Annotated in this window: 21 protein-coding genes and 1 riboswitch; of the genes, 8 read left to right on the top strand and 13 right to left on the bottom strand. The window is 71.6% G+C overall.

Translation table 11 applies throughout. From position 1 onward, the window contains the following. Positions 1-99: 99 nt before the first annotated feature. Positions 100-381, bottom strand: coding sequence for a GlsB/YeaQ/YmgE family stress response membrane protein (locus ACTWP9_RS31285; RefSeq protein WP_443249740.1), 282 nt, complete (start codon positions 379-381; stop codon positions 100-102). Positions 382-521: 140 nt separating this feature from the next. Here ACTWP9_RS31285 and ACTWP9_RS31280 point away from each other — a divergent pair, with 140 nt between their 5' ends. The 4 genes from ACTWP9_RS31280 (at position 522) to ACTWP9_RS31265 (ending at position 6763) form a co-directional block, all read left to right on the top strand. After that, positions 522-2291 carry a bifunctional 3'-5' exonuclease/DNA polymerase gene (locus ACTWP9_RS31280; RefSeq protein ID WP_443249692.1) on the top strand — a complete coding sequence of 590 codons (1770 nt, stop codon included), beginning with the start codon at positions 522-524 and terminating at the stop codon, positions 2289-2291. Between the two features lie 143 nt (positions 2292-2434). Beyond that, positions 2435-3907 (top strand): NADP-dependent phosphogluconate dehydrogenase, encoded by a 1473-nt coding sequence (gene gndA / locus ACTWP9_RS31275; RefSeq protein WP_443249691.1) that lies wholly within the window; start codon positions 2435-2437, stop codon positions 3905-3907. A gap of 198 nt (positions 3908-4105) precedes the next feature. Beyond that, on the top strand, positions 4106-4309 hold the full coding sequence (locus tag ACTWP9_RS31270; protein WP_443249690.1) for a hypothetical protein: 204 nt from the start codon (positions 4106-4108) through the stop codon (positions 4307-4309). Positions 4310-4672: 363 nt separating this feature from the next. Next, positions 4673-6763: a M4 family metallopeptidase gene (locus ACTWP9_RS31265; RefSeq protein WP_443249689.1), complete on the top strand. Its 2091-nt coding sequence runs from the start codon at positions 4673-4675 to the stop codon at positions 6761-6763. Positions 6764-7086: 323 nt separating this feature from the next. On the opposite strand, the gene ACTWP9_RS31260 is transcribed toward ACTWP9_RS31265, so the two are convergent. Next, positions 7087-8688 (bottom strand): PucR family transcriptional regulator, encoded by a 1602-nt coding sequence (locus ACTWP9_RS31260; RefSeq protein ID WP_443249688.1) that lies wholly within the window; start codon positions 8686-8688, stop codon positions 7087-7089. A gap of 109 nt (positions 8689-8797) precedes the next feature. Between ACTWP9_RS31260 and ACTWP9_RS31255 the strand changes: the two genes are divergently transcribed. Further along, positions 8798-10333: a CoA-acylating methylmalonate-semialdehyde dehydrogenase gene (locus ACTWP9_RS31255; RefSeq protein ID WP_443249687.1), complete on the top strand. Its 1536-nt coding sequence runs from the start codon at positions 8798-8800 to the stop codon at positions 10331-10333. A gap of 13 nt (positions 10334-10346) precedes the next feature. Then, positions 10347-11726, top strand: coding sequence for an aspartate aminotransferase family protein (locus ACTWP9_RS31250; protein ID WP_443249686.1), 1380 nt, complete (start codon positions 10347-10349; stop codon positions 11724-11726). A 120-nt stretch (positions 11727-11846) separates the two neighbouring features. Here ACTWP9_RS31250 and ACTWP9_RS31245 read toward each other — a convergent pair whose 3' ends face one another. After that, a complete protein-coding gene (locus ACTWP9_RS31245) occupies positions 11847-13241 on the bottom strand; it encodes a peptidase C39 family protein (protein ID WP_443249685.1) in 1395 nt (464 codons plus the stop codon). A 312-nt stretch (positions 13242-13553) separates the two neighbouring features. Here ACTWP9_RS31245 and ACTWP9_RS31240 point away from each other — a divergent pair, with 312 nt between their 5' ends. Beyond that, positions 13554-14195 (top strand): uridine kinase family protein, encoded by a 642-nt coding sequence (locus ACTWP9_RS31240; protein WP_443249684.1) that lies wholly within the window; start codon positions 13554-13556, stop codon positions 14193-14195. A 381-nt stretch (positions 14196-14576) separates the two neighbouring features. Beyond that, positions 14577-16742: an AAA family ATPase gene (locus ACTWP9_RS31235; protein ID WP_443249739.1), complete on the top strand. Its 2166-nt coding sequence runs from the start codon at positions 14577-14579 to the stop codon at positions 16740-16742. Here ACTWP9_RS31235 and ACTWP9_RS31230 read toward each other — a convergent pair. From ACTWP9_RS31230 to ribD, 10 genes are all read right to left on the bottom strand, one after another. Continuing rightward, positions 16663-17823 (bottom strand): hemolysin family protein, encoded by a 1161-nt coding sequence (locus tag ACTWP9_RS31230; protein WP_443249683.1) that lies wholly within the window; start codon positions 17821-17823, stop codon positions 16663-16665. The two genes, ACTWP9_RS31235 and ACTWP9_RS31230, sit on opposite strands and share 80 nt — an antisense overlap. Continuing rightward, the gene (locus tag ACTWP9_RS31225) at positions 17820-19271 is read right to left on the bottom strand and encodes a hemolysin family protein (RefSeq protein WP_443249682.1); all 1452 of its coding nucleotides are present in this window, start codon (positions 19269-19271) and stop codon (positions 17820-17822) included. The genes ACTWP9_RS31230 and ACTWP9_RS31225 overlap by 4 nt, the downstream gene beginning before the upstream one ends. A gap of 202 nt (positions 19272-19473) precedes the next feature. After that, positions 19474-19995 (bottom strand): PH domain-containing protein, encoded by a 522-nt coding sequence (locus ACTWP9_RS31220; RefSeq protein ID WP_443249681.1) that lies wholly within the window; start codon positions 19993-19995, stop codon positions 19474-19476. A gap of 20 nt (positions 19996-20015) precedes the next feature. Next, positions 20016-20864 carry an ATP phosphoribosyltransferase gene (hisG, locus tag ACTWP9_RS31215; RefSeq protein ID WP_443249680.1) on the bottom strand — a complete coding sequence of 283 codons (849 nt, stop codon included), beginning with the start codon at positions 20862-20864 and terminating at the stop codon, positions 20016-20018. Between the two features lie 88 nt (positions 20865-20952). Then, positions 20953-21225, bottom strand: coding sequence for a phosphoribosyl-ATP diphosphatase (locus tag ACTWP9_RS31210; protein ID WP_443249679.1), 273 nt, complete (start codon positions 21223-21225; stop codon positions 20953-20955). Between the two features lie 34 nt (positions 21226-21259). Next, entirely contained in the window at positions 21260-21745 is a 486-nt protein-coding gene (gene ribH / locus ACTWP9_RS31205; RefSeq protein ID WP_443249678.1) for a 6,7-dimethyl-8-ribityllumazine synthase, read from the bottom strand. A gap of 87 nt (positions 21746-21832) precedes the next feature. Then, complete coding sequence (locus tag ACTWP9_RS31200; protein ID WP_443249677.1) at positions 21833-23194, bottom strand: bifunctional 3,4-dihydroxy-2-butanone-4-phosphate synthase/GTP cyclohydrolase II; 1362 nt, start codon at positions 23192-23194, stop codon at positions 21833-21835. Positions 23195-23265: 71 nt separating this feature from the next. Next, positions 23266-23949 carry a nicotinamide mononucleotide transporter family protein gene (locus ACTWP9_RS31195; protein ID WP_443249676.1) on the bottom strand — a complete coding sequence of 228 codons (684 nt, stop codon included), beginning with the start codon at positions 23947-23949 and terminating at the stop codon, positions 23266-23268. Then, positions 23946-24590 carry a riboflavin synthase gene (locus ACTWP9_RS31190; protein ID WP_443249675.1) on the bottom strand — a complete coding sequence of 215 codons (645 nt, stop codon included), beginning with the start codon at positions 24588-24590 and terminating at the stop codon, positions 23946-23948. The genes ACTWP9_RS31195 and ACTWP9_RS31190 overlap by 4 nt, the downstream gene beginning before the upstream one ends. Beyond that, the gene (gene ribD, locus ACTWP9_RS31185; RefSeq protein WP_443249738.1) at positions 24591-25754 is read right to left on the bottom strand and encodes a bifunctional diaminohydroxyphosphoribosylaminopyrimidine deaminase/5-amino-6-(5-phosphoribosylamino)uracil reductase RibD; all 1164 of its coding nucleotides are present in this window, start codon (positions 25752-25754) and stop codon (positions 24591-24593) included. It lies immediately after the preceding gene. 212 nt (positions 25755-25966) lie between these two features. After that, positions 25967-26097, bottom strand: a riboswitch (FMN riboswitch). Between the last annotated feature and the right edge of the window lie 231 nt (positions 26098-26328).

Raw genomic sequence — 26328 nt, 5'->3', positions numbered from 1 at the left:
GCTCGGCGAATCACCTGTAGGCCCCGCGGTGGTGTACCGCGGGGCCTTGTGCGCGTCCGCACGTCCGCGCGGACGCCCCGGTGGCGGGGTGCCCGCCTGCTAGCGGCGCACCCGCCCTCCTGATCCCGCGCGCGCCCGCTCCAGCGCGCCGACGCCGACCGCCGCGAGGGCGATCTGGATGATCAGCTCGATCCAGTCGAACCCCCTGGTGTCCGCGACGCCGACGCCATCCGCGATGCCGGTACCGATGAACGCGGCGACGATGCCGACCACGATCGTCCACAGCAGCCCCACCTGCTGCCTGCCCGGCAGCACCAGCCGACCGAGCGCACCGATGACGACACCGACGACGAGCGCGCTGATGACACCCGATATGTCCATGGTTTCCCTCTCCGCCGGAAGGACGCTCTGCTGTCGACGAGTGTCCAGAAAGGCGGGAGATATGCGCATGCTCGGAGCGTGACGCCGGGGGTCGGCTCGGCCGGAGGGCGTTGTCAGAGGCAGCTGAGAGACTCCGGAACATGAACGAAACGGGGGTTCCGCACGCCACGCGGGAGGCGCCCGGCGAAGGCCGTACACCGGCTGCCGGAGGCCGATGGGCGCTGGCCCAGGCCGACGACGGCCGGGTGCGGGTGTGCCCGCTGGACGCACAGGGCCGGGCGGCGGGTCCCGTGCGTACGGAGGAGTCGGCGGCGGCGGCCGTACGGTCGCGGCCCGGGACGACCCGCTGGGTGTGGCGTGCCACGCCCCAGGTGCTGCCCGCGCTGCTGGGCTCCGGGGTGCGGATGGAGCGGTGCTACGACGTGGAGACGGCAGAAGCCCTGCTGCTGGGCCACGAGGGCAGAGCGGGCGAGCCGCGCTCGCTGCCCGCTGCCTGGGCACGGCTGCACGGGCGGCCGGTGCCCCCGGACCGGCAGCCGTCCCCGCGGGAGACGGACCCGCAGCCCTCGCTGTTCGAGACCGGCCCCGTGCCGCTGCCGGACGGGGCGGACCCGCTGGAGGCGCTGCTGGAGGTCTACGCGGCGCAGCTCGACCGCACCGCCCGGGCCGAGCATCCGGACCGGATGCGGTTGCTGCTGGCCGGCGAGTCGGCGGGCACGCTGGTGGCCGGGGAGATGACGCACGCCGGTGTGCCCTGGAGCGCGGAGATCCACCGGGAGCTGCTGGACGAGCTGCTGGGCGAGCGGTATGCGGGCAGCGGGCTGCCCAGACGCCTCGTGGAGCTGGAGGAGGAGATCTCACAGGCGTTCGGACCCGGCGTACGGGTGCGGCCCGACCTGGCCGCGGACGTGCTGCAGGCGTTCGCCCGCGCGGGGGTCCGGCTGAGCTCCACGCGGGCCTGGGAGCTGCAGAAGGTGGACCACCCCGCGGTCGAGCCGCTGCTGCGCTACAAGAAGCTGTACCGGCTCTACACCGCGCACGGCTGGAGCTGGCTGCGCTCCTGGGTGCGGGACGGGCGCTTCCGCGCCGAGTACGTACCCGGCGGTGCGGCCTCGGGCCGGTGGACGACCAACGGGGGCGGCGCCTTGCAGATCCCGAAGGTGGTGCGGCGGGCCGTGGTCGCCGATCCGGGCCGGCGGCTGGTGGTGGCGGACGCCGACCAGATGGAGCCGCGCGTGCTGGCGGCCGTCTCCCGGGACCCTGGCCTGATGGCAGTGGCGGGCGGCGAGCGTGATCTGTACACCGCACTGTCGGAGCGGGCGTTCTCCGGGGACCGCTCCCAGGCCAAGCTGGCGCTGCTCGGCGCGATCTACGGCCAGACCAGCGGTGACGGGCTGAAGAACCTGGCTGCGCTGCGAAGACGGTTCCCCGCTGCCGTGGCCTATGTGGACGAGGCGGCCCGAGCGGGCGAGGAGGGCCGGCTGGTCCGTACGCACCTGGGCCGCACCTGCCCTCCCATAGGCCATGGGGACGGCAGCGGGGAGGATGCGGGCGGCACGGGCCCCGAGTCCGGTGAGGGCCTGGGTGCGCGCGGTGAACCGGAGGGCGGGGCCGGTGCCGCGCGGGCGCGGGGCCGCTTCACCAGGAACTTCGTGGTCCAGGGCAGTGCGGCCGACTGGGCGGTACTGATGCTGGCCGCACTGCGGCAGCGGCTCGCACACCTCGCTGCCGAGCTGGTGTTCTTCCAGCACGACGAGGTCATCGTGCACTGCCCCGCCGAGGAGGCGGCCGAGGTACGGGAAGCGATCGTTGCGGCCGGTGAGCAGGCGGCCGTCGCCGCGTTCGGGCCGACGCCCGTACGGTTCACCTTCACCACGGCCGTCGTGGAGTGCTACGCCGACGCCAAGTGAGCAGGATGCCGCGGGGGCCATCCGTCCTTGATGGCGCGGATGCCGCGGATGCGTCCGGGCGCCTGAGACGTCCGGGGCAGCGAGCGGACCGGGGCGTCTCGGGGGACGATCGACGGGGCTCGGGAAGTCGGAAAGGGATGAACATGACAGCTTCGGCGCAGATCGGTGTCACCGGGTTGGCCGTCATGGGGCGCAACCTCGCCCGTAACTTCGCCCGGAACGGCTGTACCGTCGCGCTGCACAACCGCACCGAGGCGCGGACCCGGGAGCTGGTGGAACAGTTCAGCGGCGAGGGCGATTTCGTGCCCACCACCTCGGCCCGGGAGTTCGTGGCGGCCCTGAAACGGCCCCGCTGCCTGGTGGTGATGGTGAAGGCGGGCGGGCCGACGGACGCGGTGATCGAGGAGTTCGCCGGGCTGGTCGAGCCCGGCGATGTCATCGTCGACGGTGGCAACGCGCATTTCGAGGACACCCGTCGCCGCGAGGCCGCGCTGCGCGAGCGGGGCATCCACTTCGTCGGCACCGGCATCTCCGGCGGCGAGGAGGGCGCTCTGCTGGGCCCGAGCATCATGCCGGGCGGCTCGGCGGAGTCGTACGAGGCGCTGGGCCCGCTGCTGGAGCGGATCGCGGCCCGCGCACCGGACGGCGCGCCGTGCACCGCGCACATAGGTCCCGACGGTGCCGGTCACTTCGTGAAGATGGTCCACAACGGCATCGAGTACGCGGACATGCAGCTCATCGCAGAGGCGTACGACCTGTTGCGGAACGTGGCCGGCCTGGCGCCCGCCGAGATCGCGGACGTCTTCCGCGGCTGGAACGAGGGCCGGCTGGACTCCTACCTCATCGAGATCACCGCACAGGTCCTCACCCACGCCGACGCGGACACCGGCCGGCCGTTCGTCGACATCGTGGCTGACCGTGCCGAGCAGAAGGGCACCGGCCGCTGGACCGTACAGACAGCACTGGATCTGGGGGTGCCGGTGCCGGGCATCGCGCAGGCGGTCTTCGCCCGCTCGCAGTCCGGGCACACTCAGCTGCGAGAGGTGGGCACGGCGCTGTCGGGCCCACCTGCGGGCGGGGGCGGGGACGGTGCCGCGCAGCCGGCGCGGCTCTCGGAGACGGAGTCGGCCCGCTTCGCCGAACAGGTCGAGCAGTCGCTCTACGCCTCGAAGGTCATCTCCTACGCGCAGGGCTGGGACATGATCCGGGCCGGGAGCGCGGAGTACGGCTGGGACATCGATCTCTCGTCCGTCGCGGCCATCTGGCGTGCGGGGTGCATCATCCGCGCGGCGTTCCTCGACCGCATCCGCGGGGCGTTCGCCGAACGTCCCGGTCTGCCCACGCTGTTGGCCGATCCGGAGTTCGGGCGGGAGCTGGGCGCGGCGCAGAGTGCCTGGCGGGAAACGGTGGCTCTGGCGGCGCGGCGCGGGGTGCCGACGCCGGGCATGTCGGGGGCGCTTGCCTACTACGACGGGCTGCGGGCCCACCGGCTCCCCGCCGCCCTCACCCAGGCCCAGCGCGACTATTTCGGCGCTCACACTTATCAGCGCGCCGACCGTGAGGGCACGTTCCACACCCGGTGGGGTGGCGACCGCGCGGAGGTCCGTACGGATTAGGGGGCTCCCGCCTGCCGCCCCTCCCGTTTCCGCGGCTCCCCGTTTCGGCGGCAGCCCGCCGTGGGGGCTGGGCGCGGGTCCGTAACAGCCCGGTCCCGGGGCCGTCCCCGGACGGTACTCGGAGCACCCTCACCCGTCTCCCCTCACGTCTTGAACAGCAGCACCGCTGGACAGGACAACCGAAAGCGAGGGGATTCGATGGGTACCGGATGCCGTGACTGCGCAACCTGCACCAAGTCGGGACTGGGAAAGCTCATACAGAAGACCGCGGTCGGCCTGATGTATCTGTGCACCGTGGGAATCGGCTACGTCCTCAAGCGAGGGCTGCGGCGCCACTGCCCCCAGTGCGGACATCTGCTGTCCAACCATGCACGGCGCGCGGACGGTTCGTTCCGCGACTGAGCGCTGGACCGGGCGGGCGGCGACGGTCGGGACCGGACGCCCGGGTTCGGGCAGTGAACTGTCCGGACAGCGAACGCTTCACTACGGACAACGGACCGTTTCCGGCCAATCCCCGATGCGCTCCTGACAGACGCTCATCCGGGTGGCACTCTGCGACTGGCCGCCGCGCAACCCCGCGAAAGCAGCGGCCGTTCCCCCACGCGGCATTCGGGCGGCTCCGACCGCCGCGCCCGTTCCACCCGTTCCACTGGTTCCACCAGTTCTGCCTTGCTCTGCCTTGTTCTGCCGAGATCTGCCCGGACGGTCATCCGCCGCCCGGTCTCCCCGGCCGCACAACCCTGCGGCCCGCAGAAGGAGTCAGCATTGCGAAGATCAACCTCCCACAGAGGCTCCACCACCTCCCACAGACGTCTCCCCCAACGTCTCGCGCACCCGAAGGCGTCCGCCGGCATCGCGCTCGGCGCCGTTGCCGCGCTGCTCTCGACAGCCGTCCAGACCGGACCGGCGACGGCCGACGACCAGGGCCGGGCCACCGCCAAGGTGGCCGCCGCCAAGGGAGCCGACACCGGGGCCCTGCCCGCCAAGCTCTCGCCCGCCCAGCGCGCCGCACTGCTGCGGAAGGCCGACAGCAAGAAGGCCGCCACCGCCGAGAAGCTGGATCTCGGCGCCAAGGAGAAGCTGGTCGTCCGCGACGTGCTCAAGGACCGCGACGGCACCGTCCACACCCGCTACGAGCGCACCTACGACGGGCTGCCCGTCCTCGGCGGTGACCTCGTCGTCGAGACCACCGAGAAGGGCAGCACCGAAGAGGTCCTCCGCGCCTCGAAGCACGCGCTGAAGAACGTCCCCGCAAAGCCCCGCGTGCGCCCCGCGACGGCGGAGCGGCAGGCGCTCAAGGCCGCCGACGCCGCGGGCTCGCAGAAGACCGACGCCGACCGCGCACCGCGCAAGGTCGTATGGCTGGCCGAGGGCAGGCCGGCCCTCGCCTACGAGACGGTCGTCGGCGGGCTCCAGGACGACGGCACGCCCAACGAGCTGCACGTGGTCACCGACGCCCGCTCCGGCAGGAAGCTCTATCAGTGGCAGGCCGTCCACAACGGCATCGGCAACACCCAGTACAGCGGCCAAGTCAGCCTGAGCACCGCCCAGTCGGGCTCGAACTACACGCTGACCGACAACGACCGCGGCGCCCACAAGACCTACAACCTCAACCGCGGGACGTCCGGCACCGGTTCGCTCTTCACCCAGTCCTCCGACACCTGGGGCAACGGCAGTCCGTCCAACGCCGCGACCGCCGGCGCCGACGCCCACTACGGCGCGGCCGAGACATGGGACTACTACAAGGCGGCCTTCGGCCGCTCCGGCATCCGCGGCGACGGCAAGGGCGCGTACTCCCGGGTCCACTACGGCAACAACTACGTCAACGCGTTCTGGAGCGACAGCTGCTTCTGTATGACGTACGGCGACGGCTCGGGCAACGCCAAACCGCTGACCTCGCTGGACGTCGCAGCGCATGAGATGACCCACGGCCTCACCTCGGCCACCGCGGGCCTCATCTACAGCGGCGAGTCCGGCGGTCTGAACGAGGCGACCTCGGACATCCTGGCGACGGCGGTGGAGTTCTCCGCCGGCAACTCCTCGGACGTGGGTGACTACCTCATCGGCGAGAAGATCGACATCAACGGCGACGGCACCCCGCTGCGCCACCAGGACAAGCCCAGCAAGGACGGCGCGTCCAAGGACAACTGGTACGCGGGCATCGGCAACATCGACGTGCACTACTCGTCGGGCCCCGCCAACCACTGGTTCTACCTGCTGAGCGAGGGCAGCGGCGCCAAGGTCATCAACGGTGTCAGCTACAACTCGCCCACCGCCGACGGTCTCCCGGTCACCGGCATCGGCCGCGAAAAGGCCGCACTCATCTGGTACAAGGCGCTGACCACCAAGTTCACCTCGACCACCAACTACGCCTCGGCACGCACCGGGACGCTCGCGGTGGCCGGTGAGCTGTACGGCACCAGCAGCGCCGAGTACAAGGCGGTGGCGGACGCCTGGGCAGGGGTGGCCGTCGGCGCCCGCTCCGGCGGCGGCGACCCGGGCAGCGGCAAGACGTTCGCCAACGACACCGACGTCGCCATCCCGGACTACCCCGGCGCGGCCGTCACCTCCAAGGTCACCACCACCGGGCTGACCGGGCGGGCCCCCACCAGCCTCAAGGTGGGCGTGAACATCGTGCACACCTACAGCGGTGACCTCCAGATCGACCTGATCGGTCCGAGCGGCAGGGCCTACCGACTGCACAGCGTGGCAGCCGACCCGACGCCGAACATCGACACCACCTACTCCGTCGACGCCTCGGCGGAAAACGCCAACGGCGACTGGCAGCTGAGGGTCCAGGACAAGGGCCCGGCCGACACCGGCTACATCAACAGCTTCAAGCTCACCTTCCCGTAACCGCCGGACGGTCCTCCCCGGCGCAACTCCGCGCCGGCACCGCACCACCCGCCGCGCCGTGCCGGAAGCCACGACTCCCGGCACGGCGCACACCCTCGACGGCGACCCCGGCCGCACGGGCCCGGAAACGATCCGGTCGACGGCGATCGGCGTCGAGAACGCCGACCCGGCCCGGATCGTACGAGCAGCACACCCCGCAGGAATCCCCCGCGTCGCTGACCTCCGTACGGAAGCCACCCCCGTGAGCCGGTCCGCTGCCGCTCCTGCCGCTGGGTGGCCGAGTTCCCGGAGCACCAAGCCGAGTTTGCCGAGACCACCAACCGTCAGCGAGCGTCGACGATCATGAGTGCGGTGTGCAGCGAGGTACGTGACTCGGCGGAATCCAGGGAGACGCGCAGGATGCGCTCGATGGTCCGTAGACGGCTGTAGAGGGTGGGGCGGCTCAGGCCGGTGAGGCGTGCGGTGAGCGTCTTGGAGCCGGCACAGTCGAGGTAGGTGCGCAGCAGGGCCAAGAGGTCCTCGCCGGTGCGGGCGTCGTGGTCGAGCAGGCGGCCCAGTTCGGTCTCGGCGAACGCCTGTACGCGGTGGTCGTTGCGGAGCAGGGCGACAAGTCCGCGCAGGCGTACGTCGGTCGAGCGGTACAGCCGGTTGGCGTCGGGCATGGTCAGCCCCACGTCGGCAACGTGTTCCGCCTCGGTGAGGCCCTGGGCCGCTGCGATGAGGCTCTGGGCGGCGGGCGCGGTGCCGGCGACCCAGCCGTCCGCGCCGCCGTGTCCGGTCAACCGCTCACGCAGACCGGTGCACACGGTGCCGAGTGCGGCGTCGGTGCTGTCACTGGCGGGGCACGACATGATCGCCGAGACGGTTCCCTCGCGGCGGATGGCGGCGATCGCGCTCTGGCCTGCTGCGGCTGCTGCCTGGCGGACGGCGGCCAGCAGGCGGCGGTCGATTTCGCCCTGGCCGAGTGCGTCGGTGTCGGGCCGTCGTGGGACACGTACGGACAGCGGGACGTATCGGGTGCTCGGGGTGAGGCCGAGGGCGCTCGCCCGGGCCCGGGCCTCGGCGTCGTCGGTGATCCGGCCGCTGAGCAGATCGTCGAGGAGGCCGCCGAGCGCGTGGACGACGAGGGCTTCGCGCTCCTGCTGGATCATCCGGTGCAGCTGGAGGGACTGTGCGGCGCGTTCGAGGACCATGCGCGCACGGGACGCGTTCGGTGCCTGCATGGGCAGCACGAGCCGCCCCCAGCGTTCGGAACCGACACCCACCGGGACGGCCGACCATGTGGACCCGCTGGTGGGGGTGCCCGCGGAGTCGTGGAGGCGTGATCGTTCGGCCCACTGGTCCAGCAGGTGCGCGGTCGGGGTGTCCACGGCGCAGAAGGCCAGCACGTGCCGGCTGAGATCTTCCAGCACGAGGGGCGCGCCCAGGGTCGTTGCTGCGCGCGTGACGATGTCCGTGATGGAGGCGCGGGCGATATTGAGGGAGGTGAAGACCTCGTGGGTGGTCCGGGCGAACTCCACCTCGTCGTACTGGTCGGCGACGATCAGCCGGTGCACCTGCTGGGTGACCTCGATGAAGCGGATCTTGGTGTTCAGGACCGCCACCGGGAGCCGGGCCGAGTCGGCCAGGTGCCCCAGATGGTCGGGCGCGGTCTTGAGGTGGGTACCCAGTTCGACCACGAGGCCCGCCACGCCCTGCTCGGCCAGCATGGCCAGGTAGGCGGATGCCTGGCGGGCGCCGCCGGCCAGCGGCAGGCCGGTGGTCAGCACGAGTTCGCCGCCCTCGAGCAGATCGGTGAGGTCGGCGAGATCGCTGATGTGGACCCAGCGGACCGGACGGTCGAGGTGCTCGCGGCCGCCGATGACGTGCGGTCGGCCCGTGGCCATGACAGGGAGTGTGAGGACTTCCCGGATCGTCGGCTGCATTTACGAAGTGTAAGTAATTGGCCATGCATTTTTACAGTCCGAAAGCCCGGATTCTGGCACCCTCGCAGCACACAGGTCGTCGGCCACCCGGCCCCGGACCTGCGGGTTCATGAGTGATCAAGCGAAGGCGAGGGAAGCAGTGGCGACCAGCGATCTGTCACGCATCGGGCATTGGGTCAACAACAAGCCGTTCCCCGGTACCAGCGGCCGTGCCGACGTGGTGACCAACCCGGCGACCGGTGCGGTGACGCGCGAGGTGGCACTCGCTGATACGGAGGACTCACGCACGGTGATCGAGGCGGCTGCGGCCGCCTTCCCCGGCTGGCGCGACACCTCGCTGGCAAAGCGGACCTCGATCGTGTTCCGGTTCCGTGAGCTGCTCAACGAGCGCAAGGACGAGCTCGCCGAGATCATCACCGGCGAGCACGGCAAGGTGCTGTCCGACGCGCTGGGGGAGGTCACCCGCGGCCAGGAGGTGGTGGAGTTCGCCTGCGGCATCCCCCACCTGCTCAAGGGCGGGTTCACCGAGAACGCCTCGACCGGGGTGGACGTGAACTCGATCCGGCAGCCGCTCGGGGTGGTCGGCATCATCTCGCCGTTCAACTTCCCCGCCATGGTGCCCATGTGGTTCTTCCCCGTAGCGATCGCGGCCGGCAACACCGTGGTGCTCAAGCCGAGCGAGAAGGATCCCTCGGCCGCTCTGTGGCTGGCCGAACTGTGGGCCGATGCCGGGCTGCCCCCCGGCGTGTTCAACGTACTGCAGGGCGACAAGACCGCGGTCGACGAGCTGCTGTCCCACCAGGCCGTCAAGGCCATCAGCTTCGTGGGATCCACCCCGATCGCCCGGTACGTGTACGCCACGGGAACCGCCAACGGGAAGCGGGTGCAGGCTCTGGGCGGAGCCAAGAACCACGCCGTGGTCCTGCCCGACGCCGATCTCGACCTCGCCGCCGATGCCATGGTCAACGCCGGGTTCGGGTCGGCGGGCGAGCGCTGTATGGCCATCTCTGCCGTTGTGGCGGTCGGCGACATCGCCGACGAGCTGGTCGCGAAGATCGCCGAGCGCGCCCGGGGCATCAGGACCGGTGACGGCACCCGGGACTGTGACATGGGGCCGCTGGTGACGGGGGCGCACCGCGACCGGGTCGCCTCCTACATCGACCAGGCCGAGCAGGACGGTGCGAGCCTGGTCGTCGACGGCCGCACGGTCGACGCCGACGGCGGCCGGGACGGCTTCTGGCTCGGCCCCACGGTGCTCGACCGCATCACCACCGACATGAGCTGCTACACGGACGAGATCTTCGGGCCGGTCCTGTCCGTCCTGCGGGTCGACTCCTACGACGAGGCCCTCGAACTGATCAACTCGAACCCGTACGGCAACGGCACGGCGATCTTCACCAACGACGGCGGAGCCGCGCGCCGCTTCCACAACGAGGTCGAGGTCGGCATGGTCGGCATCAACGTGCCGATCCCCGTGCCGATGGCGTACTACAGCTTCGGCGGCTGGAAGAGCTCGCTGTTCGGGGACACACACGCGCACGGCACAGAGGGAGTGCACTTCTTCACCCGCGGCAAGGTCGTCACCACCCGCTGGCGGGGCCCCGACCAGGGCGGCCTCAACCTCGGCTTCCCGCAGACCGCCTGAAGGAGGCGCCGCGATGACCCTTCTCCATCAAGAGCTCGACACCCGCGCGGTCGCCCGGACCTACGAGCTGGACCGCCGGCACGTCTTCCACTCCTGGTCCGCACAGGCCGCCCTCGACCCCATGATCATCACCCGCGCCGAGGGCTCCTACGTCTGGGACGGCGAGGGCAACCGGCTGCTCGACTTCTCCTCGCAGCTGGTGAACACCAACATCGGCCACCAGCACCCCTACGTCGTGGAGGCGATCGCCCACCAGGCCCGCACCCTGGCCACCGTCGCCCCGCAGCACGCCAACGACCAGCGCTCGCAGGCAGCCCGCCTGATCTGCGAACGCGCTCCCGGCGACCTGAACCGGGTCTTCTTCACCAACGGCGGTGCCGACGCCAACGAACACGCCGTCCGCATGGCCCGCCTGGCCACCGGCCGGCCCAAGGTACTGAGCCGCTACCGCTCCTACCACGGCGGAACGCAGACCGCGATCAATCTGACCGGGGACCCGCGTCGCTGGCCGAACGACGACGCGACCTCCGGGGTGGTCCACTTCTTCGGCCCCTACCTGTACCGCAGCCACTTCGGCGCGACGACCGAGGAGGAGGAGTGCCGGCGGGCGCTCGCACACCTCGAGCAGGTCATCGAGCTGGAGGGGCCGGAAACCATCGCCGCGGTCCTGCTGGAGGCCATCCCCGGCACCGCAGGCATCATGCTGCCCCCGCCGGGCTATCTCGCCGGCGTACGGGAGCTGTGCGACCGGTACGGCATAGCGTTCATCGTCGACGAGGTGATGACCGGCTTCGGCCGCACCGGCGCATGGTTCGTCTGCGGTGACGAAGGCGTGGTCCCCGACCTGCTGACCTTCGCCAAGGGTGTCAACTCCGGCTATGTGCCGCTGGGCGGTGTGGTCATCAGCGATTGGATCGCCGACCACTTCGCGCACCGCCCCTACCCCGGCGGGCTCACCTACTCCGGGCACCCCCTGGCGTGTGCGGCGGCCGTCGCAGCGATCACCGTCATGGAACGCGACGGCATCATCGACAACGCCCGCTGGATCGGCAGCGAGGTCTTCGGCCCCGAACTCGCACGGCTCGCCACGAAGCACCCCAGCGTGGGCCAGGTCCGCGGACGCGGCGTCTTCTGGGCCATCGAGCTCGTCACGGACCCGCACACCCGCCGACCCGTCGCGCCGACCGGGGGCAGCAGCCCGGTGATGGCCGAGGCCGTCCGCACGGCGAAGGAACTGGGACTGCTGCCGTTCGCCAACTCGGGCCGCATCCACCTCGTGCCGCCGTGCACCATCACCGAATCCGAGGCCCGCGAGGGCCTGAACATCATCGACCAGGTCCTCAGCCGGGTCGACGCGCTGGTCCACGACGCGCACAAGGACGACAACCGCTAGCCACACCGGCACCCCACCATGACTGAACGGCCAGGCCACGCCTGGCCGTTCAGTCGTCACCGTCACCGTGCCGTCCGTCGCCGTGCCCCTGCCCGAGGTCACGGTCGATCGCCGACCGGCTCAGTGCACGCCGTGCTTCTGCAGCACCCGCTTCTGAGCGGTGGTCAGCTCCGTCGGGAAGTAGAGGTAGCAGACGCCGCCGGTGGCGCCGACGACCTTGCCGTCGGCGTTCTTGCGCTTGGTGCGGAGCCAGATATTTTCAAACTGGCGGCGCTTGTAGACGTGGCGGACCGAGGGATTGTCCGGGGAGTTGGGGTCGTTGGCGATGACGTCGCCGGTCTTGGTGAAGCCGACGACGGTCATCAGGTGGCCGGCGGTGCCGTAGCCCGCGCCGTCCAGTTCGGACTCGATGAAGGACTGCGAGGTGATCAACGGGATGCCCGCGGCGACGAGTTCCTCGGCGTCGTTGAGGGAGTTCAGCCGGGTGACGATGCCGTTCATGTTCCGGTAGGTGCCGGCGTAGGCGCCGTTGAAGGGCCAGTTGCCGCAGCCCTCGTACTGGTAGTCGAAGGTGTAGCGCGCGGCGTGGCAGACCTGCGGGTCGGCGAAGTCGGGGTTGACCCAGGCGAGGTCCTCGGCGGTGGGCTTACGGCCCCAGTACTCGATGATCATCTGCGAGGAGGTGGGGCTGCACCAAGCCTCGCCGCCGTTGTCGTACTCGGGGTACTGGCCCTTGTGGATCTCCTGCGAGTAGCGCGGCACCTTCAGCTCGACCGCCTTGCCCAGACCGGGCTCGGAGGCGGGGACCTCGAAGCGGTCGGGTACGTCGGAGCACATGGCGCCGGCCCGCCAGACCGTGGGGGTGGCCTTGCTGCCGGGGGCACGGTAGAGGGTCAGCCGCAGTTGGTAGGACTTCAGCCGCAGCCCGCCGGCCAGGTCGTCGATGGCGAAGGTGTCGGTGGAGATGGAGCTCTTGCCGTCCTTCTGCCCGTCGACCGAGGTGCGGCGCGGCACGTCGTCGCCGTCGCCCGAAGTCCAGATGCCCATGGTGTACCAGGGCGTGGCCTTGCCGTCCGTGTAGGTGCCCTTCAGCTCGATCCGGACCCAAGTGCCCTTGGGGGTGTGGGCGTTCCAGGAGGCGATGGCTTCGCCGGCGGGTACGGCGCAAGTGTGCGCGGGCGAGGTCCAGGTGGCGTACTCCCAGCTGGCCTTCTTGCCGGTGTGCGGGTCCTTGTAATCGGTGCTGCCCGCGGGGGACGCCAGGACGATGCCGGGACGCCCGTCCGACACGACGCGGGTTCCGTTGGCCTTGCCCGAGGCCCAGTCGCGCTGCGACGCCCAGTTGTGGAACTCCACGTTCCCTGCCTTCCCCGGCCGGCCGGGCTTGGCCGGGCGGCCGGTGGTTCCACCCGACCGGGTGTCGGCTGCCAGGGCGGCGGGGGCCGCGACTGCCGAGGCTGCCGCGGCGACAGCGGCGGCCAGGACGGTACGGCGGTTGGCGGATCTGCTGGTCATGCGGAGTGCCCCCAGTCGTGGGTCGGTGCGGCGGTCGTCACAGGTGCTGCGTGCTGTCGGTCACATGTGGTGCGTGGGCCGGTCCCAGGTGGTGCGCGGCGTCGTTCGGGTGCGCGGCGTCGTTCTGGGTCGTACCCGGCGGTCGTACCCGGCCGTACGCGGAAGCCAACTATCGCGGCTGAGCCAGGCGCGTGCCAGGGCTTCGGCCGCTCGGCATGCCGTCGTCATTGGCCCAGCCAGTGACGGAGCGTGTCGGCCGGGGAGGGACGGGACGCCGCCGCACACCCGTGCGACCCGACGTACGCTGGTGAGATGCCCGCTCCACTCCCCCTTGAAGCACTCGCCGACCGGCTTGCCGCGCTGCCCGCCTCGTGCGGGCCGGTGCGGCTGGTGGGCGTGGACGGGCACGCCGGGTCGGGCAAGACCACGCTGGCGCGGCGGCTCTCGGAGCTGCTCGGCGGGGCACCGGTGCTGCATCTCGACGATCTGGCCTGCCATGAGGCGCTGTTCGACTGGACCGAGCGGCTCGCCAGGCAGGTTCTCGCGCCGCTGGAGCGGGGCGCCCCTGCACGCTACGTGGTGTACGACTGGGTGGCGCGTGTCTATTCGACGGAGGCGGTGCTGCCGCCCGCTCCGGTCATCCTCGTCGAGGGAGTGGGAGCGGGCCGGGCCGCGCTACGGCCCTATCTGGCTTGCCTGTTGTGGGCGGACATGGCGGCCGGGACCGCGTGGCGCCGCGGCCGACGGCGGGACGGTGCGGGTCAGCGCGATTTCTGGGCGCAGTGGATTCCCGCGGAGCGCGCACACTTCGCGGCCGACCCTTCGCGCCCGTTCGCGGACTTCCTGGTGCGGGAAACGGACAAGGGGCCTATGAGCTATGAGATACGGGAGAAGGCGGAAGAGACGCCCGACTCGGCGTTGAATATGACCCTCCGTATAACTCATGGCAGTTGACAGCGGCCCAGTGGCACTCCGTGCAACCGAGCGGCTTGACCATTGGCGCTCGACCGATTACTTTTCCAACGAGCGGCCTACGCAGGCCGTCTTCAAACGCGAAGCCCCCGGTTGTTCCCCCGTGACCGGGGGCTTCGTTCTGCCCCGACGCAATTAAGCGGAAGGGAACTCTCGCATTTCCCTCACTCTTCGTAGCGCTTTTGCGGAAGCATCCGCCCCGCTAATCCGTCGGCATGCCTCCTGCTGCCGCCCGTTATGCCTCCTGGGAAGCCGTGTACGCCGCCCCTTCGACAGCGCCCTGAGCACGGGTACGATGCGAAACAGCGTGGGAACCCCGGGTGATAACCGGCAGATGACGGGGGACGTTTCGTGGGGGACGTGATGAACTTCGGCACGCAGGACCCCCAGGGCCTGCACGCCCCGGCCGAACTCGCCTGGCTTCGCGGGGTGGACGCGTACACGGTCGGCGGATACGCCCAGGCCGAGGAGGAGTTCCGTACAGCGGTGCGGCTCGATCCCGGGATGGCCGACGCCTGGTTGGGACTGCACGCTTTGCGCGCAGACACCGCGACCGCGCTGCTGCGGATGTACCACCACAGGGACCGCTTCGGCGAACAGCGCGCCCGGCACGGACGCACTCTCAACTCCTGGTACTGGCTTGGCTGGTGGGTGCAGCCGGTGCTCGAATACGAGCGCGATCTGCTGCTGGCTCACGCCTCGCACTGGCTGGACGGCCGCCATGTCGCCGAGCTCGACCGCGCCCTGGCCGGCTGCCCCCCGGTGGACACCGATCCGCAGGTGCGGTTCCTGCACGCCTGCCGCGCCTATCTGGCCAAGGACTGGGAGGGACTGGTCGCCCACACCGAGCCGCTGGTGGACGACCCGATGCTGGGCATCGAGGCGGGGCTGTTCGCGGGCATGGCCCGGGTGCGGCTGGAGATGTACGGGCAGGCCGAACCGCTGCTGGCCGCTGCGCTGATGCGCTGCCGCAGTGAGCAGCCGCAGCGCAAGGAGCTGCGCTACTGGCTGGCCCGCGCCCGCGAGGGCACCGGCCGTAGCGCGGCAGCGCTGCCGCTGTACCGCGCTGTGCACCGTATCGACCCGACGTTCATGGACACGGCGGCGCGGCTGACGACCATCGCCGAGAGCGACGGGGTGGGTGGTACGGCAGAGGACCTGGCCGCCGCGGTCCTTACGGGCGGCCTGGGCGGAGGGCCGGACGGGGCGGCGGGGAACTCGACGCAGGAGCTTTTCGACGGCGGCCCCGAGGCGCCGGGCGACCCGGCGCAGCCCGCGGATCCGGCCGACAGCACCGTTCCCCCGGAACAGCGCCAGGGCCGCACCGACGACGGCACGGGGCCCCGGAACGACAGCGGGCTCCGCCAGGGCCCGGGCGGACCGCACCGCGACGGGCCGCCGCAGGCGGGCGGACCGGGACCGCCCGGCGCCGCACAGGACGGCTCGGAAGCGGAGCTGGGCGACGCGGCCGAGTCCGCCGACCCGGTGATGGACCCGGATGCCGACGGACTGCGCCTGGAGGACTCCGGGGACCCCGCCGAGCCCGTCCGGGTGGACACCAGTGTGCTGCGGGAGCGCGCGCCCGCGGGCGGCGGCCGGGGCGGTGACGGCAGGCTGCCGACGGGCCCCTCCGATCCGGTGCTGCTGGCGCAGGCGCTGGAGGAGCTGGAGCGGATGGTCGGCCTGGAGCCCGTCAAGCGCCAAGTACGGGCGCTGTCCGCACAGTTGCACATGGCGCGGCTGCGGGCCGGGCAGGGTCTTCCGGTGCAGCCGCCGAAGCGGCACTTCGTCTTCTCCGGCCCCTCCGGCACGGGCAAGACCACGGTGGCCCGCATCCTGGGCCGGGCCTTCTACGCGCTGGGCCTGCTGGGCGGCGACCATCTGGTCGAGGCGCAACGCGCCGACCTGGTGGGCGAGTTCCTGGGGCAGACAGCGGTCAAGGCCAACGAACTGATCGACTCGGCGCTCGGCGGGGTGCTGTTCGTCGACGAGGCGTACGCGCTCTCCAACTCCGGCTACACCAAGGGCGACGCGTACGGCGACGAGGCGCTGCAGGTGCTGCTCAAACGCGCGGAGGACAACCGGGATCAGCTGGTGGTGATCCTGGCGGGCTACCCCGAGGGCATGGACCGGCTGCTGGCCGCCAACCCGGGCCTCTCGTCCCGCTTCACCACCCGGGTCGACTTCCCCAGCTACCGCCCGCTGGAGCTGACGGCGATCGGCGAAGTGCTGGCCGCCGACAACGGCGACGTATGGGACGAAGAGGCGCTGGAGGAGCTGCGCAGCATCAGCGGGCATGTCGTCGACCAGGGCTGGATCGACGAGCTGGGCAACGGCCGCTTCCTGCGCACCCTCTACGAGAAGAGCTGCGCCTACCGCGATCTGCGGCTGTCCGGCTACTCCGGCACCCCGACCCGCGACGACCTGGCGACGCTGCGGCTGCCCGACCTCATGCAGGCGTACGGGGAGGTGCTGTCGGGACGGGGTCCTGACGGTCCTCGCCCCGGGCCGCAGCCGCCGCCGGGCTGAAGGCGCCGCCTGCCGCGGCAGGGGTGAAGGGTGCCGGTCCGGGCCTGGCCGGGCCGGTGTGGGCGGGGTCGTGCACCTCGCCGACCAGCCTCTCCAGCACGTCCTCCAGCGCTGCCACCCCCAGCACCCGCCCCGAAGTGTCGGCGACGGCCGCCAGGTGCGAGGCGCCGGCCCTCATGGCGGTGAGTGCGTCGTCCAGCGGCAGCTCGCCGCGCAGCGTCGTCATGGGCCGCCACAGCCGCCGCGGCACCGCGCGGTCGGTCTCCTCCAGATCGAGTACGTCCTTGACGTGCAGATACCCGAGGAAGCCACCGTCGTCGGCGCGTACCGGGAAGCGGGAGTAGCCGGTGCGCACCGTCAGTTCCTCCACCTGGCGCGGGGTGACGTCGGTGCCGACGGTGATCAGTTCGGTGCGGCCCAGCAGTACGTCGGTCAGCGGCCGGGAGCCCAGTTCCAGCGCGTCGGCCAGCCGTTCGTGTTCGTCGGGTTCGAGCAGGCCGGCCTGCCGGGAGTCCTTCACCAGCTGGTTGAGCTGCTCGCTGGTGAAGACTGCGGCGACCTCGTCCTTCGGCTCGACCCGGAACAGCCGCAGGATGACGGTGGCGCAAGCGCCCAGCGCCACGGTCACCGGCCGGGTCAGCCGCGCGAAGGCGACCAGTGCAGGGCTGAGCCACAGCGCGGTGCGCTCAGGAGCCGCCATGGCGAGGTTCTTGGGCACCATCTCGCCCACCACCAGGTGGAAGAAGACCACCACCGCCAGCGCGATCACATACCCCGCCGGATGCACCAGCGCCTGCGGCAGCCGTACGGCATGGAAGGCGGGCTCCAGCAGGTGCGCCAGCGTCGGTTCGGCGACAGCGCCCAGCGTCAGCGAGCACACGGTGATGCCGAACTGTGCGGCAGCCATCATCTGCGGCAGCGTCTCCAGCCCGCGCAGCACCCGCCGGGCGCGCACGGAGCCCTCGGCCGCGAGGGGTTCGATCTGGCTGCGGCGTACGGAGACGAGCGCGAACTCGGCGCCGACGAAGAAGCCGTTGGCGAGCACGAGCAGCGCGGCGAACAGGAGTTGGAGGACGCTCATGACGCCACCGCCTCCATGCTCCGCGCCGGGCGCGCCGGATCACCGCCGACGCGGTCCGCGGGGCCACCGGCGGCGGGGCTTCCGGCGCGGTGCGGAGCCACGATGCGAACCCGCTCGGCACGGTGGTGCGCCACATGCCGGACCCGCAGCTGCCACTCCTGGCCGCCCTCTTGCGCGCCCTCTCCGGCGCGGGCGTGCGGCACCCGCAGCTGTGCGGTGTCACCGGGCGCGGGGATGCGACCGAGCAGGTCCGCGACGAGCCCGGCCACCGTCTCGTACGGGCCCTCGGGCACCTCCAGGCCGATACCGCGCAGCGCGCCCACCCGGCACCCGCCGTCGGCCTCCCATGCGGGGCGGCCCTCCGCGTCGGGCGGCGCCGGGGCCAGTTCGGGCAGTTCGTCGTAGAGCTGCCCGTCGTGTTCGTCCCGTACCTCGCCGACGATCTCCTCGACGATGTCCTCCAGCGTGACGACGCCTGCCGTGCCGCCGTACTCGTCCACGACGACGGCGATGGGCTGCTCGCTGCGCAGCCGCGCCAGCAGCTGCTGTACGGGGACGGTCTGCGGAACGAGCAGCGCGGGCACGGCGATGCGGGCCGCGGGCGTGTGCAGCCGCAGGTGCGCGGGCACCGCGAGGGCGTCCTTGAGGTGCACCATGCCGACGACCTCGTCCAGCGTGTCCTGGTAGACGGGGAAGCGGGAGAACCCGGTGGCACGGGTGAGGTTGAGGACGTCCTGCGCGGTCGCCAGCGCTTGCAGGGCGCTGACCCGCACCCGGGGCGTCATCACGTGCTGTGCCGTCAGCCCGCCCAGCGCCAGGGTGCGCACGAACAGGTCGGCGGTGTCCTGTTCGAGGGCACCGGCGCGGGCCGAGTGATGGGCGAGGGAGACGAGTTCGCCGGGGGTGCGTGCCGAGGCCAGTTCCTCGGCGGGCTGGACACCGAGGAGCCGCACCATACGGTTGGCCGCCGCGTTCAGACCCGCGATCACGGGCCGGAACGTGCGGGAGAAGAGCCGCTGCGGACGGGCGACGAACCGGGCCACCGCCAGCGGTCTGGAGACGGCCCAGTTCTTGGGGACCAGTTCGCCGATCACCATCTGGACGGCGGACGCGGTCAGCATGCCGGTTCCGACGGCGACTCCGCCGACCGCGCCGCGCGGCACCCCGACCGCGATCAGCGGCCCGTCCAGCAGCCGGGCCAGCGCGGGCTCGGCGAGCATGCCGGTGACCAGAGAGGTGAGGGTGATGCCGAGCTGGGTGCCGGAGAGCTGGAACGACAGCTCGGGCAGGGCCCGTACGACGGCGCGGGCCTTCCGGTCGCCCAGTGCGGCGGCACGTTCGGCCTCGGGTTTCTCGACGGTCACGAGCCCGAACTCCGCCGCGACGAAGAAGCCGTTGGCGAGGACGAGCAGGAACGCCACACCGAGCAGCACTAGCGGGAGGGTCATGCCGCGCCCCCACCAAGACGGGACGCGGCGCACGTACTACAGGACGATCCGTCCATCGCTGGAGGTGGTCACTCCTCGGTTCGCAGGTGCCCGCACAAGCGCGGGGCGGCTCATGCCGATGGGCAACAGAGTAGACATTCGGTCTCGTCCCGCGAAGACGCGCGGCACCGCGCCGGGGTTGCCGACCCCGGCGGCAGGGCCGCTACTTCCCGGCGTCGCCCGCTGCGTCGTTCCCGGTGTCGTCGGCGGCGCCGCTCGGTGCTCCGTTCTCCGCGGCGCCCGGCGGGGTGGTGCCCTTGTGGTCGACGAGAGCGCGCAGGGCACGGGCGTCGGCGAGCGCCTGCCGCTTGGCGATGCCCGGCTGGATGCCCATGGCGGGCAGGCTGGTGCCGTCGGCGAGGTCCAGCAAGACCCACGGGTCGCCGGGCCGCAGATGGACGGCGAGCACCTGCGCCCATTCGAGACGCCGCTTGGTCGTCAGGTTGACGACCGTCACCCCGTCCTCGTCCGCGGTGACCCGGGGGCGGCTCAACAGCACCAGCACACCTAGGAAGAGCGCGGCGGTGAAGATGAAGCCGGCCCGCTCACCACCGCCCAGCTGAAGCATCAGCGAGACGACGGTGATGGCGGCGAACGCGGCGAGCCCGGCAGTCAGCAGCACCGCACGGGTGCGGGTGGGCCGGAACGTGACGGGGAGCGCGGGAACCCCGGGGCTGTCGGTCATCAGCGTGCTCCGGTCGCGGGTCACAGGCGGCAGGCGTGGATGCCCGTGGTGAGGATGGCGCGGGCGCCCAGATCGTAGAGGTCGTCCATGATCCGCTGTGCTTCGGTGGTGCGCACCATGGAGCGGACGGCCACCCAGCCCTGGTCGTGCAGCGGGGAGATGGTCGGCGACTCCAGACCCGGGGTGAGGGCGACGGCCTCTTCCAGGTGCTCGGCGCGGATGTCGTAGTCCATCATCACGTAGCTGCGGGCCACCAGGACGCCTTGGAGGCGGCGCAGGAACTGCTGCACCTTCGGTCCGTGCGGGTCGGCTCCGGTGCGCCGGATGACGACCGCCTCGGACTGGAGGATCGGCTCACCGACGATCTCCAGGCCCGCGTTGCGCAGCGAGGTGCCGGTCTCCACGACGTCCGCGATGACCTGTGCGACGCCCAGTTCGATGGCGGTCTCCACGGCGCCGTCCAGGTGGACGACGGAGGCGTCGAGGCCCTTGTCCGCCAAGTGCTTGGCGACGATGCCCTCGTAGGAGGTGGCGACCGTCAACCCGGCCAGGTCGTCGAGGCCGGCGATGGTGCCGGGCTTGGCGGCGTAGCGGAAGGTGGAGCGGGCGAAACCGAGGGGGAGGACCTCCTCGGCCTGCGCCCCGGAGTCCAGCAGCAGATCGCGCCCCGTGATGCCGATGTCCAGCCGCCCGGAGCTGACGTAGATCGCGATGTCGCGGGGGCGCAGGTAGAAGAACTCGACCTCGTTCTCCGGGTCCACCAGGACGAGTTCCTTGGTCGCCTTGCGCTGCTGGTACCCGGCCTCATGCAGCATCTCCCCGGCAGGGCCGGAGAGAGAACCCTTGTTGGGGACGGCGATGCGCAGCATGAGCTTCCTTTGTTCGTGAAGGTCGTGAAGGGGAGAAAGAAGCAGGAGGAGACGGGCTGAGACTCGGACGGACAGGCGACGGACAGGCTCAGAGGTGAGCGTATACGTCGTCGAGCGAGAGGCCCTTGGCGGCCATCAGCACCTGGAGATGGTAGAGGAGCTGCGAGATCTCCTCGGCGGTGCGCTCGTCACCCTCGTGCTCGGCGGCCATCCATACCTCGGCCGCCTCCTCCACGATCTTCTTGCCGATGGAGTGCACGCCCTGGGAGGCGAGCTCGGCGGTACGGGAGGTGCTGGGGTCGCCGTGAACGGCCTTGTGCTGCAGCTCGGTGAAGAGCTGCTCAAACGTCTTGTTCGCCATGGTGGCTCTCAGCCTACGCGGTACCGGGGAGCGCTCACCGCCAGGGCTCCGCGACCGTGCGCAGGGTCGCGGCCGTGGCCACGGCGGCCGTGACCGCCTCGTGCCCCTTGTCCTCGGTGGAGCCGGGCAGCCCGGCGCGGGCCACAGCCTGTTCCTCGTCGTCGCAGGTCAGGACGCCGAAACCGATGGGGACACCGGTACGGACCGACACCTCGGTGAGGCCCTGGGTGACGCCCTGGCAGACGTAGTCGAAGTGCGGGGTGCCGCCCCGGATGACGACGCCGAGCGCCACGATCGCGTCGTATCCGCGGTCGGCCAGGACCTTGGCGACGACGGGCAGCTCGAAGCTGCCGGGGACGCGCAGCAGGGTGGGCTCGTCGATGCCCAGCTCGCGCAGCGCCCGCAGGGCGCCGTCGACGAGGCCGTCCATGACCTGCTGGTGCCACTGCGCTGCGACCACGGCCACGCGCAGGTCCTGGCAGTTCTTGACGGTCAGTTCGGGTGCGCCCTTGCCGCTCACGGTGCTCCTCGTGCTTGAAGTGTGTGCTGGTGCTGTTGGTGGTGCTTTATGGGGATATGGGTTCTTTATACGGGCGTTGGTCGCCGGCTACTGCGACCCGCAGGGGGAGGTGCGCTCGGCGTCCAGCCAGGGCAGGTCGTGCCCCATCCGGTCGCGCTTGGTGCGCAGGTAGCGCAGATTGTGCTCGCCCGCCTGCACGGGCATCGGCTCCCGCCCGGTGACGCGCAGCCCGTGCTGCACCATCGCGGCGGTCTTCTCCGGGTTGTTCGTCATCAACCGCAGGGACTTGACGCCCAGGTCGGTGAGGATCTGCGCGGCAGCCGCGTAGTCGCGCGCGTCCGCGGGAAGCCCGAGTTCGAGGTTGGCGTCGAGGGTGTCGCGGCCACGCTCCTGCAGCTCGTAGGCGCGCAGCTTGGACAGCAGCCCGATCCCCCGGCCCTCGTGTCCGCGCAGATAGAGCACGATGCCCCGGCCCTCCTGCTGGACGCGCTCCAAGGACGCCTCCAGCTGGGGCCCGCAGTCGCACCGCAGGGAGCCGAAGACGTCACCGGTCAGGCACTCCGAATGCACCCGAACGAGGACGTCCTCGCCGCCCGCGGCGTCCGCGAGGTCCTCCGGGCCGGTGATGTCGCCGGTAACGAGCGCGATGTGCTCCACGCCGTCGACGATCGAGCGGTAGCCGTAGGCGCGGAACTCGCCGTGCCGGGTGGGCAGCCGGGTCGCTGCCTCACGGCGCACGGTGGGCTCGGCGGAGCGGCGGTAGGCGATCAGGTCCTCGATGGAGATGATCCGCAGCCCGTGCTTGCGCGCGAACGGCACCAGTTCCGGCAGCCGCAGCATGGTGCCGTCCTCGCCCGCGATCTCCACGATGGCGGCGGCGGGCCGCAGCCCGGCCAGCCGGGCCAGGTCGACGCCCGCCTCGGTGTGCCCGGCGCGGACGAGTACCCCGCCCGGCTTGGCGCGCAGCGGGAAGGCGTGGCCGGGCCGGACGAAGTCCTCGGGGGTGGTGTCGGGGTCGGCGAGCAGCCGGATGGTGGCGGCGCGGTCGGCCGCCGAGATGCCGGTGGTGACGCCGTGCGCGCTCGTCGCGTCGACGGAGACGGTGAACGCGGTGCCCATCGACTCGGTGTTCTCGGCGACCATCTGCGGCAGCGCCAGCCGGTCCAGGTCGGCGCCCTCCATGGGGGTGCAGATCAGGCCGCGGCACTCGCTCATCATGAACGCGACGAGCTCAGGGGTGACCAGTTCGGCGGCCATCACCAGGTCGCCCTCGTTCTCCCGGCTCTCGTCGTCGACGACCACGACCGGGCGCCCCTCACCGATGTCGCGGATCGCCTCCTCGACCGGGTCGAGCGCGAGCGCGAACCCCGCGTCGGCCTCCGCCGGCTCCTCCGGGAGCGGGAGGCGCGGGGCAGGCGGCGCGTCGTACCAGTTCGGCAGCGCGGTCATGGGCGTGCTCCTTCCTTGGTGGTGCGCTTGGGTGGCGTGCTCCGCGTCCATGGCGCGGCTCCGGCTGCCGTTCACAGGGCGGCTCCTGCGGAGGGGAGCGCGGGCTCCGCGCGCGCGGCGGCCAGGGCGCGGGCATCCACACGGGAGCGCAGCCACCAGGCGCGCAGGCCCCATACGACGAGGCCGAGGTAGACGACGTAGACCAGGCCGGAGAAGGCCAGTCCGCTGCTGAAGGCGAGCGGCACCCCGACCACGTCCACCAGCAGCCAGGCGAACCAGAACTCGACCAGACCGCGGGCCTGGGCCACCATCGCCGCCAGCGTGCCGACGAAGATGTAGGCGTCCGCCCAGGGGCTCCAGGAGAGGGCCGGGACGAGAGTGAAGAGGGTGCCGACGGCGGCGGTGCCCAGTGCGGTGCCGAGCGCCAGCAGGCCGCGTTCGCGCCAGGTGGCGAACCGTACGGCGATGGAGCCGTCCTGTGCCTGCTGGTTGCCGCGCCGCCACTGCCGCCAGCCCCACAGCGCCACCCCGATGACCAGGAGCTGCTTGCCGACGCCGCCTGCCAGTTGGGCGGAGGCGAAGGCGCCGACGAGTATCAGTCCGGACAGCAGCTGCACCGGCCAGGTGCCTATGGAGCGCCGCCAGCCCAGCGCCAGCCCGAGCAGACCCATGAGGTTGCCGAGCATGTCGGACCAGATGACGTGCTGACCGAAGGCGGCGAACGCCTCCTGGTTCAACCAGTGGAAACCGCTCATCGGGTCGCCTCGTTCTGCTGCGGGACGCCCTGCGCCTGCGGGACGCCCTGCGCCGAAGTGCCCAACAGCCGCTCGACGTACTTGGCGAGGACGTCGACCTCGAGGTTGACCGGCTCGCCGGGCTGCTTGGTGCCGAGGGTGGTGAGCGCGAGCGTGGTGGGGATGAGGGAGACGGTGAAGTGGTCGTCGGTGGCCTCGACGACCGTGAGGCTGATGCCGTCGACGGTGATGGAGCCCTTCTCGACCAGGTACCGGCCCAGCCCCTCGGGCAGGCCGACCGTGATGTCCGTCCCGCTGTCCGCGTCGTGCCGTGCCGTGATGGTGCCGGTGCCGTCGACGTGGCCCTGGACGAGGTGGCCGTCCAGCCGTCCGCCGAGCGCCATGGGACGCTCCAGGTTGACGGGCGAGCCCACAGCGAGTGCCCCGAGGCTGGAGCGGTGCAGGGTCTCGGCCATGACGTCGGCGGTGAACTCGCCGTCGCTCGTCTCGACGACGGTCAGGCACACGCCGTTGACGGCGATCGAGTCGCCGTGCCGTACGTCGGCGGTGACGCGCGGTCCGCGCAGCCGCAGCCGGGCCGAAGCGCCCTGGTCCTCGACGGCGACGACCTCGCCCAGCTCTTCCACGATTCCGGTGAACACTCAGAACTCCTCGGACTGCTCGGACTGCTCGGTCTGTTCGGCGGTGGCGGTGGTGACGGCGGCAGCCGTACGGGCCGTCTGGGGCGCCGTGCTGCCGACGGCGGTGATCCGCAGGTCGGGGCCGAGCCGCACGGTGTCGCTCACCGTGAGCCGCAACGCCTGCGCGATGCTGCTGATTCCGGCCTCTCCCAGCGCGGGTCGCCCGGCGCCCAGCAGCACGGGCGCGATGTAGCCGACCACCCGGTCGACCAGCCCGGCGGCGACGAAGGAGCCCGCCAGGGTGGCGCCGCCCTCCAGCAGCACGGCGCGCACGTCGCGGGTCTGCAAGGCGGTCAGCAGCGCGTCCAGGTCGAGCCCGGCGCCGCCGTCCGCAGCGCGGGGCAGCCGCAGCACCTCGGCCGGGCTCGCGCTTGCGGCGGCCTCCAGCGCGGCGGTGTCCGCGTCCTGGGCGACGGCGATGAGAGTGGGCGCCGCATCGTCGAGCACGCGGGATCCTGCCTTGACGACGGTCGCCTCGGTGTCGACGACGACGCGGAGCGGCTGGACGGCGCCGGGCACATCGCGGACGGCCAGGTGCGGGTCGTCGGCGCGGGCGGTGCCGGAGCCGACGAGCACGGCGTCGGACTCGGCGCGCAGCCGATGCACGTCGGTACGGGCCTCGGCGGAGGTGATCCAGCGGCTGGAGCCGTCGGCCGCGGCCGTACGGCCGTCGAGCGTGGCCGCGTACTTCCAGGTCACGTAGGGGCGACCGTGCAGTACGGAGGTCAGCCAGGCGGCGTTGCCGGCGGCGGCCTCGTCGGCCAGCAGCCCGCCCTCGACGTCGATACCGGCGGCGGCCAGCGTCAGCGCCCCGCCCGCGGCTCCCGGGCTGGGATCGGGGACGGCGTAGACGACGCGGGAGACGCCCGCGTCGATGAGCGCCTGCGCGCACGGGCCGGTGCGCCCGGTGTGGTCGCAGGGTTCGAGGCTGACGACAACGGTGCCCCCGCGGGCGTCCTCGCCCGCCTCGGCGAGTGCGTGGACCTCGGCGTGCGGGCCGCCGGCGCGCTGGTGCCAGCCCTCCCCCACGATGCGGCCCGCCTGGTCGAGCACGACGCAGCCGACGACGGGGTTGGGGCTGGTGGAGCCGAGTCCCCGCGCGGCAAGAGCGATGGCACGGCGCATCGCGTCGCGCTCCGCCTGCGGCGCGTACGGCGCTTGGGGGTGGGGGGCCACCGGGTCCTCCTGCCTCTTCGGGCACGGACTCCGGGGCTGCTACGGGACTTGGGACGGACGCGTGTCCGGGAACGACCACCAGAATGGGAGGGGCCCGCTCCGGTTTCTGCTTCGCTCCGGAACGGGACCGCCACCTGTGGCGGTGCACCGGTTACGGCCCGCCGCGCACTGCCTCCCATCCGGACTTTAACCGTCGGTCCAGGAATCTCACCTGGTCAACCGACCGCTGGCTGCGGCCGGGTCGCGGACTGTAACCGCCGGTTCGGACTTTCACCGACCCCGGAGTGCGCTGACGTCACTGGTACGTCCCCCCAGCCTTCGGCCGGGAGGTACCCCCAGTCTGCCACGCAGGTGCGGGGGCTATGCGAGCGGAGGCTGTGTGGTGACTCACAGCAGCCCCGGGACAACACTGGGGTCGGCTGCCGACCCAGGAGTTCGAGCGGTACACGATCGGGGCACGATCTGCGCGGGCCCGCACCCACGGCCGTGGGTGCGTGCGCGGACCTTTGGGGACGCCCCGGTG

It is taken from the genome of Streptomyces sp. 3N207 (assembly GCF_052246355.1).
Lineage (GTDB): Bacteria > Actinomycetota > Actinomycetes > Streptomycetales > Streptomycetaceae > Streptomyces.
This window is presented reverse-complemented; position numbering and strand designations above follow the sequence as displayed.

Coding starts and splice junctions, on each gene's coding strand:
- ACTWP9_RS31285 (WP_443249740.1), bottom strand. CDS start 381: ATGGACATATCGGGTGTCATCAGCGCGCTCGTCGTCGGTGTCGTCATC.
- ACTWP9_RS31280 (WP_443249692.1), top strand. CDS start 522: ATGAACGAAACGGGGGTTCCGCACGCCACGCGGGAGGCGCCCGGCGAA.
- gndA (WP_443249691.1), top strand. CDS start 2,435: ATGACAGCTTCGGCGCAGATCGGTGTCACCGGGTTGGCCGTCATGGGG.
- ACTWP9_RS31270 (WP_443249690.1), top strand. CDS start 4,106: ATGGGTACCGGATGCCGTGACTGCGCAACCTGCACCAAGTCGGGACTG.
- ACTWP9_RS31260 (WP_443249688.1), bottom strand. CDS start 8,688: ATGCAGCCGACGATCCGGGAAGTCCTCACACTCCCTGTCATGGCCACG.
- ACTWP9_RS31255 (WP_443249687.1), top strand. CDS start 8,798: ATGAGTGATCAAGCGAAGGCGAGGGAAGCAGTGGCGACCAGCGATCTG.
- ACTWP9_RS31250 (WP_443249686.1), top strand. CDS start 10,347: ATGACCCTTCTCCATCAAGAGCTCGACACCCGCGCGGTCGCCCGGACC.
- ACTWP9_RS31245 (WP_443249685.1), bottom strand. CDS start 13,241: ATGACCAGCAGATCCGCCAACCGCCGTACCGTCCTGGCCGCCGCTGTC.
- ACTWP9_RS31240 (WP_443249684.1), top strand. CDS start 13,554: ATGCCCGCTCCACTCCCCCTTGAAGCACTCGCCGACCGGCTTGCCGCG.
- ACTWP9_RS31235 (WP_443249739.1), top strand. CDS start 14,577: ATGAACTTCGGCACGCAGGACCCCCAGGGCCTGCACGCCCCGGCCGAA.
- ACTWP9_RS31230 (WP_443249683.1), bottom strand. CDS start 17,823: ATGAGCGTCCTCCAACTCCTGTTCGCCGCGCTGCTCGTGCTCGCCAAC.
- ACTWP9_RS31225 (WP_443249682.1), bottom strand. CDS start 19,271: ATGACCCTCCCGCTAGTGCTGCTCGGTGTGGCGTTCCTGCTCGTCCTC.
- ACTWP9_RS31220 (WP_443249681.1), bottom strand. CDS start 19,995: ATGACCGACAGCCCCGGGGTTCCCGCGCTCCCCGTCACGTTCCGGCCC.
- hisG (WP_443249680.1), bottom strand. CDS start 20,864: ATGCTGCGCATCGCCGTCCCCAACAAGGGTTCTCTCTCCGGCCCTGCC.
- ACTWP9_RS31210 (WP_443249679.1), bottom strand. CDS start 21,225: ATGGCGAACAAGACGTTTGAGCAGCTCTTCACCGAGCTGCAGCACAAG.
- ACTWP9_RS31200 (WP_443249677.1), bottom strand. CDS start 23,194: ATGACCGCGCTGCCGAACTGGTACGACGCGCCGCCTGCCCCGCGCCTC.
- ACTWP9_RS31195 (WP_443249676.1), bottom strand. CDS start 23,949: ATGAGCGGTTTCCACTGGTTGAACCAGGAGGCGTTCGCCGCCTTCGGT.
- ribD (WP_443249738.1), bottom strand. CDS start 25,754: ATGCGCCGTGCCATCGCTCTTGCCGCGCGGGGACTCGGCTCCACCAGC.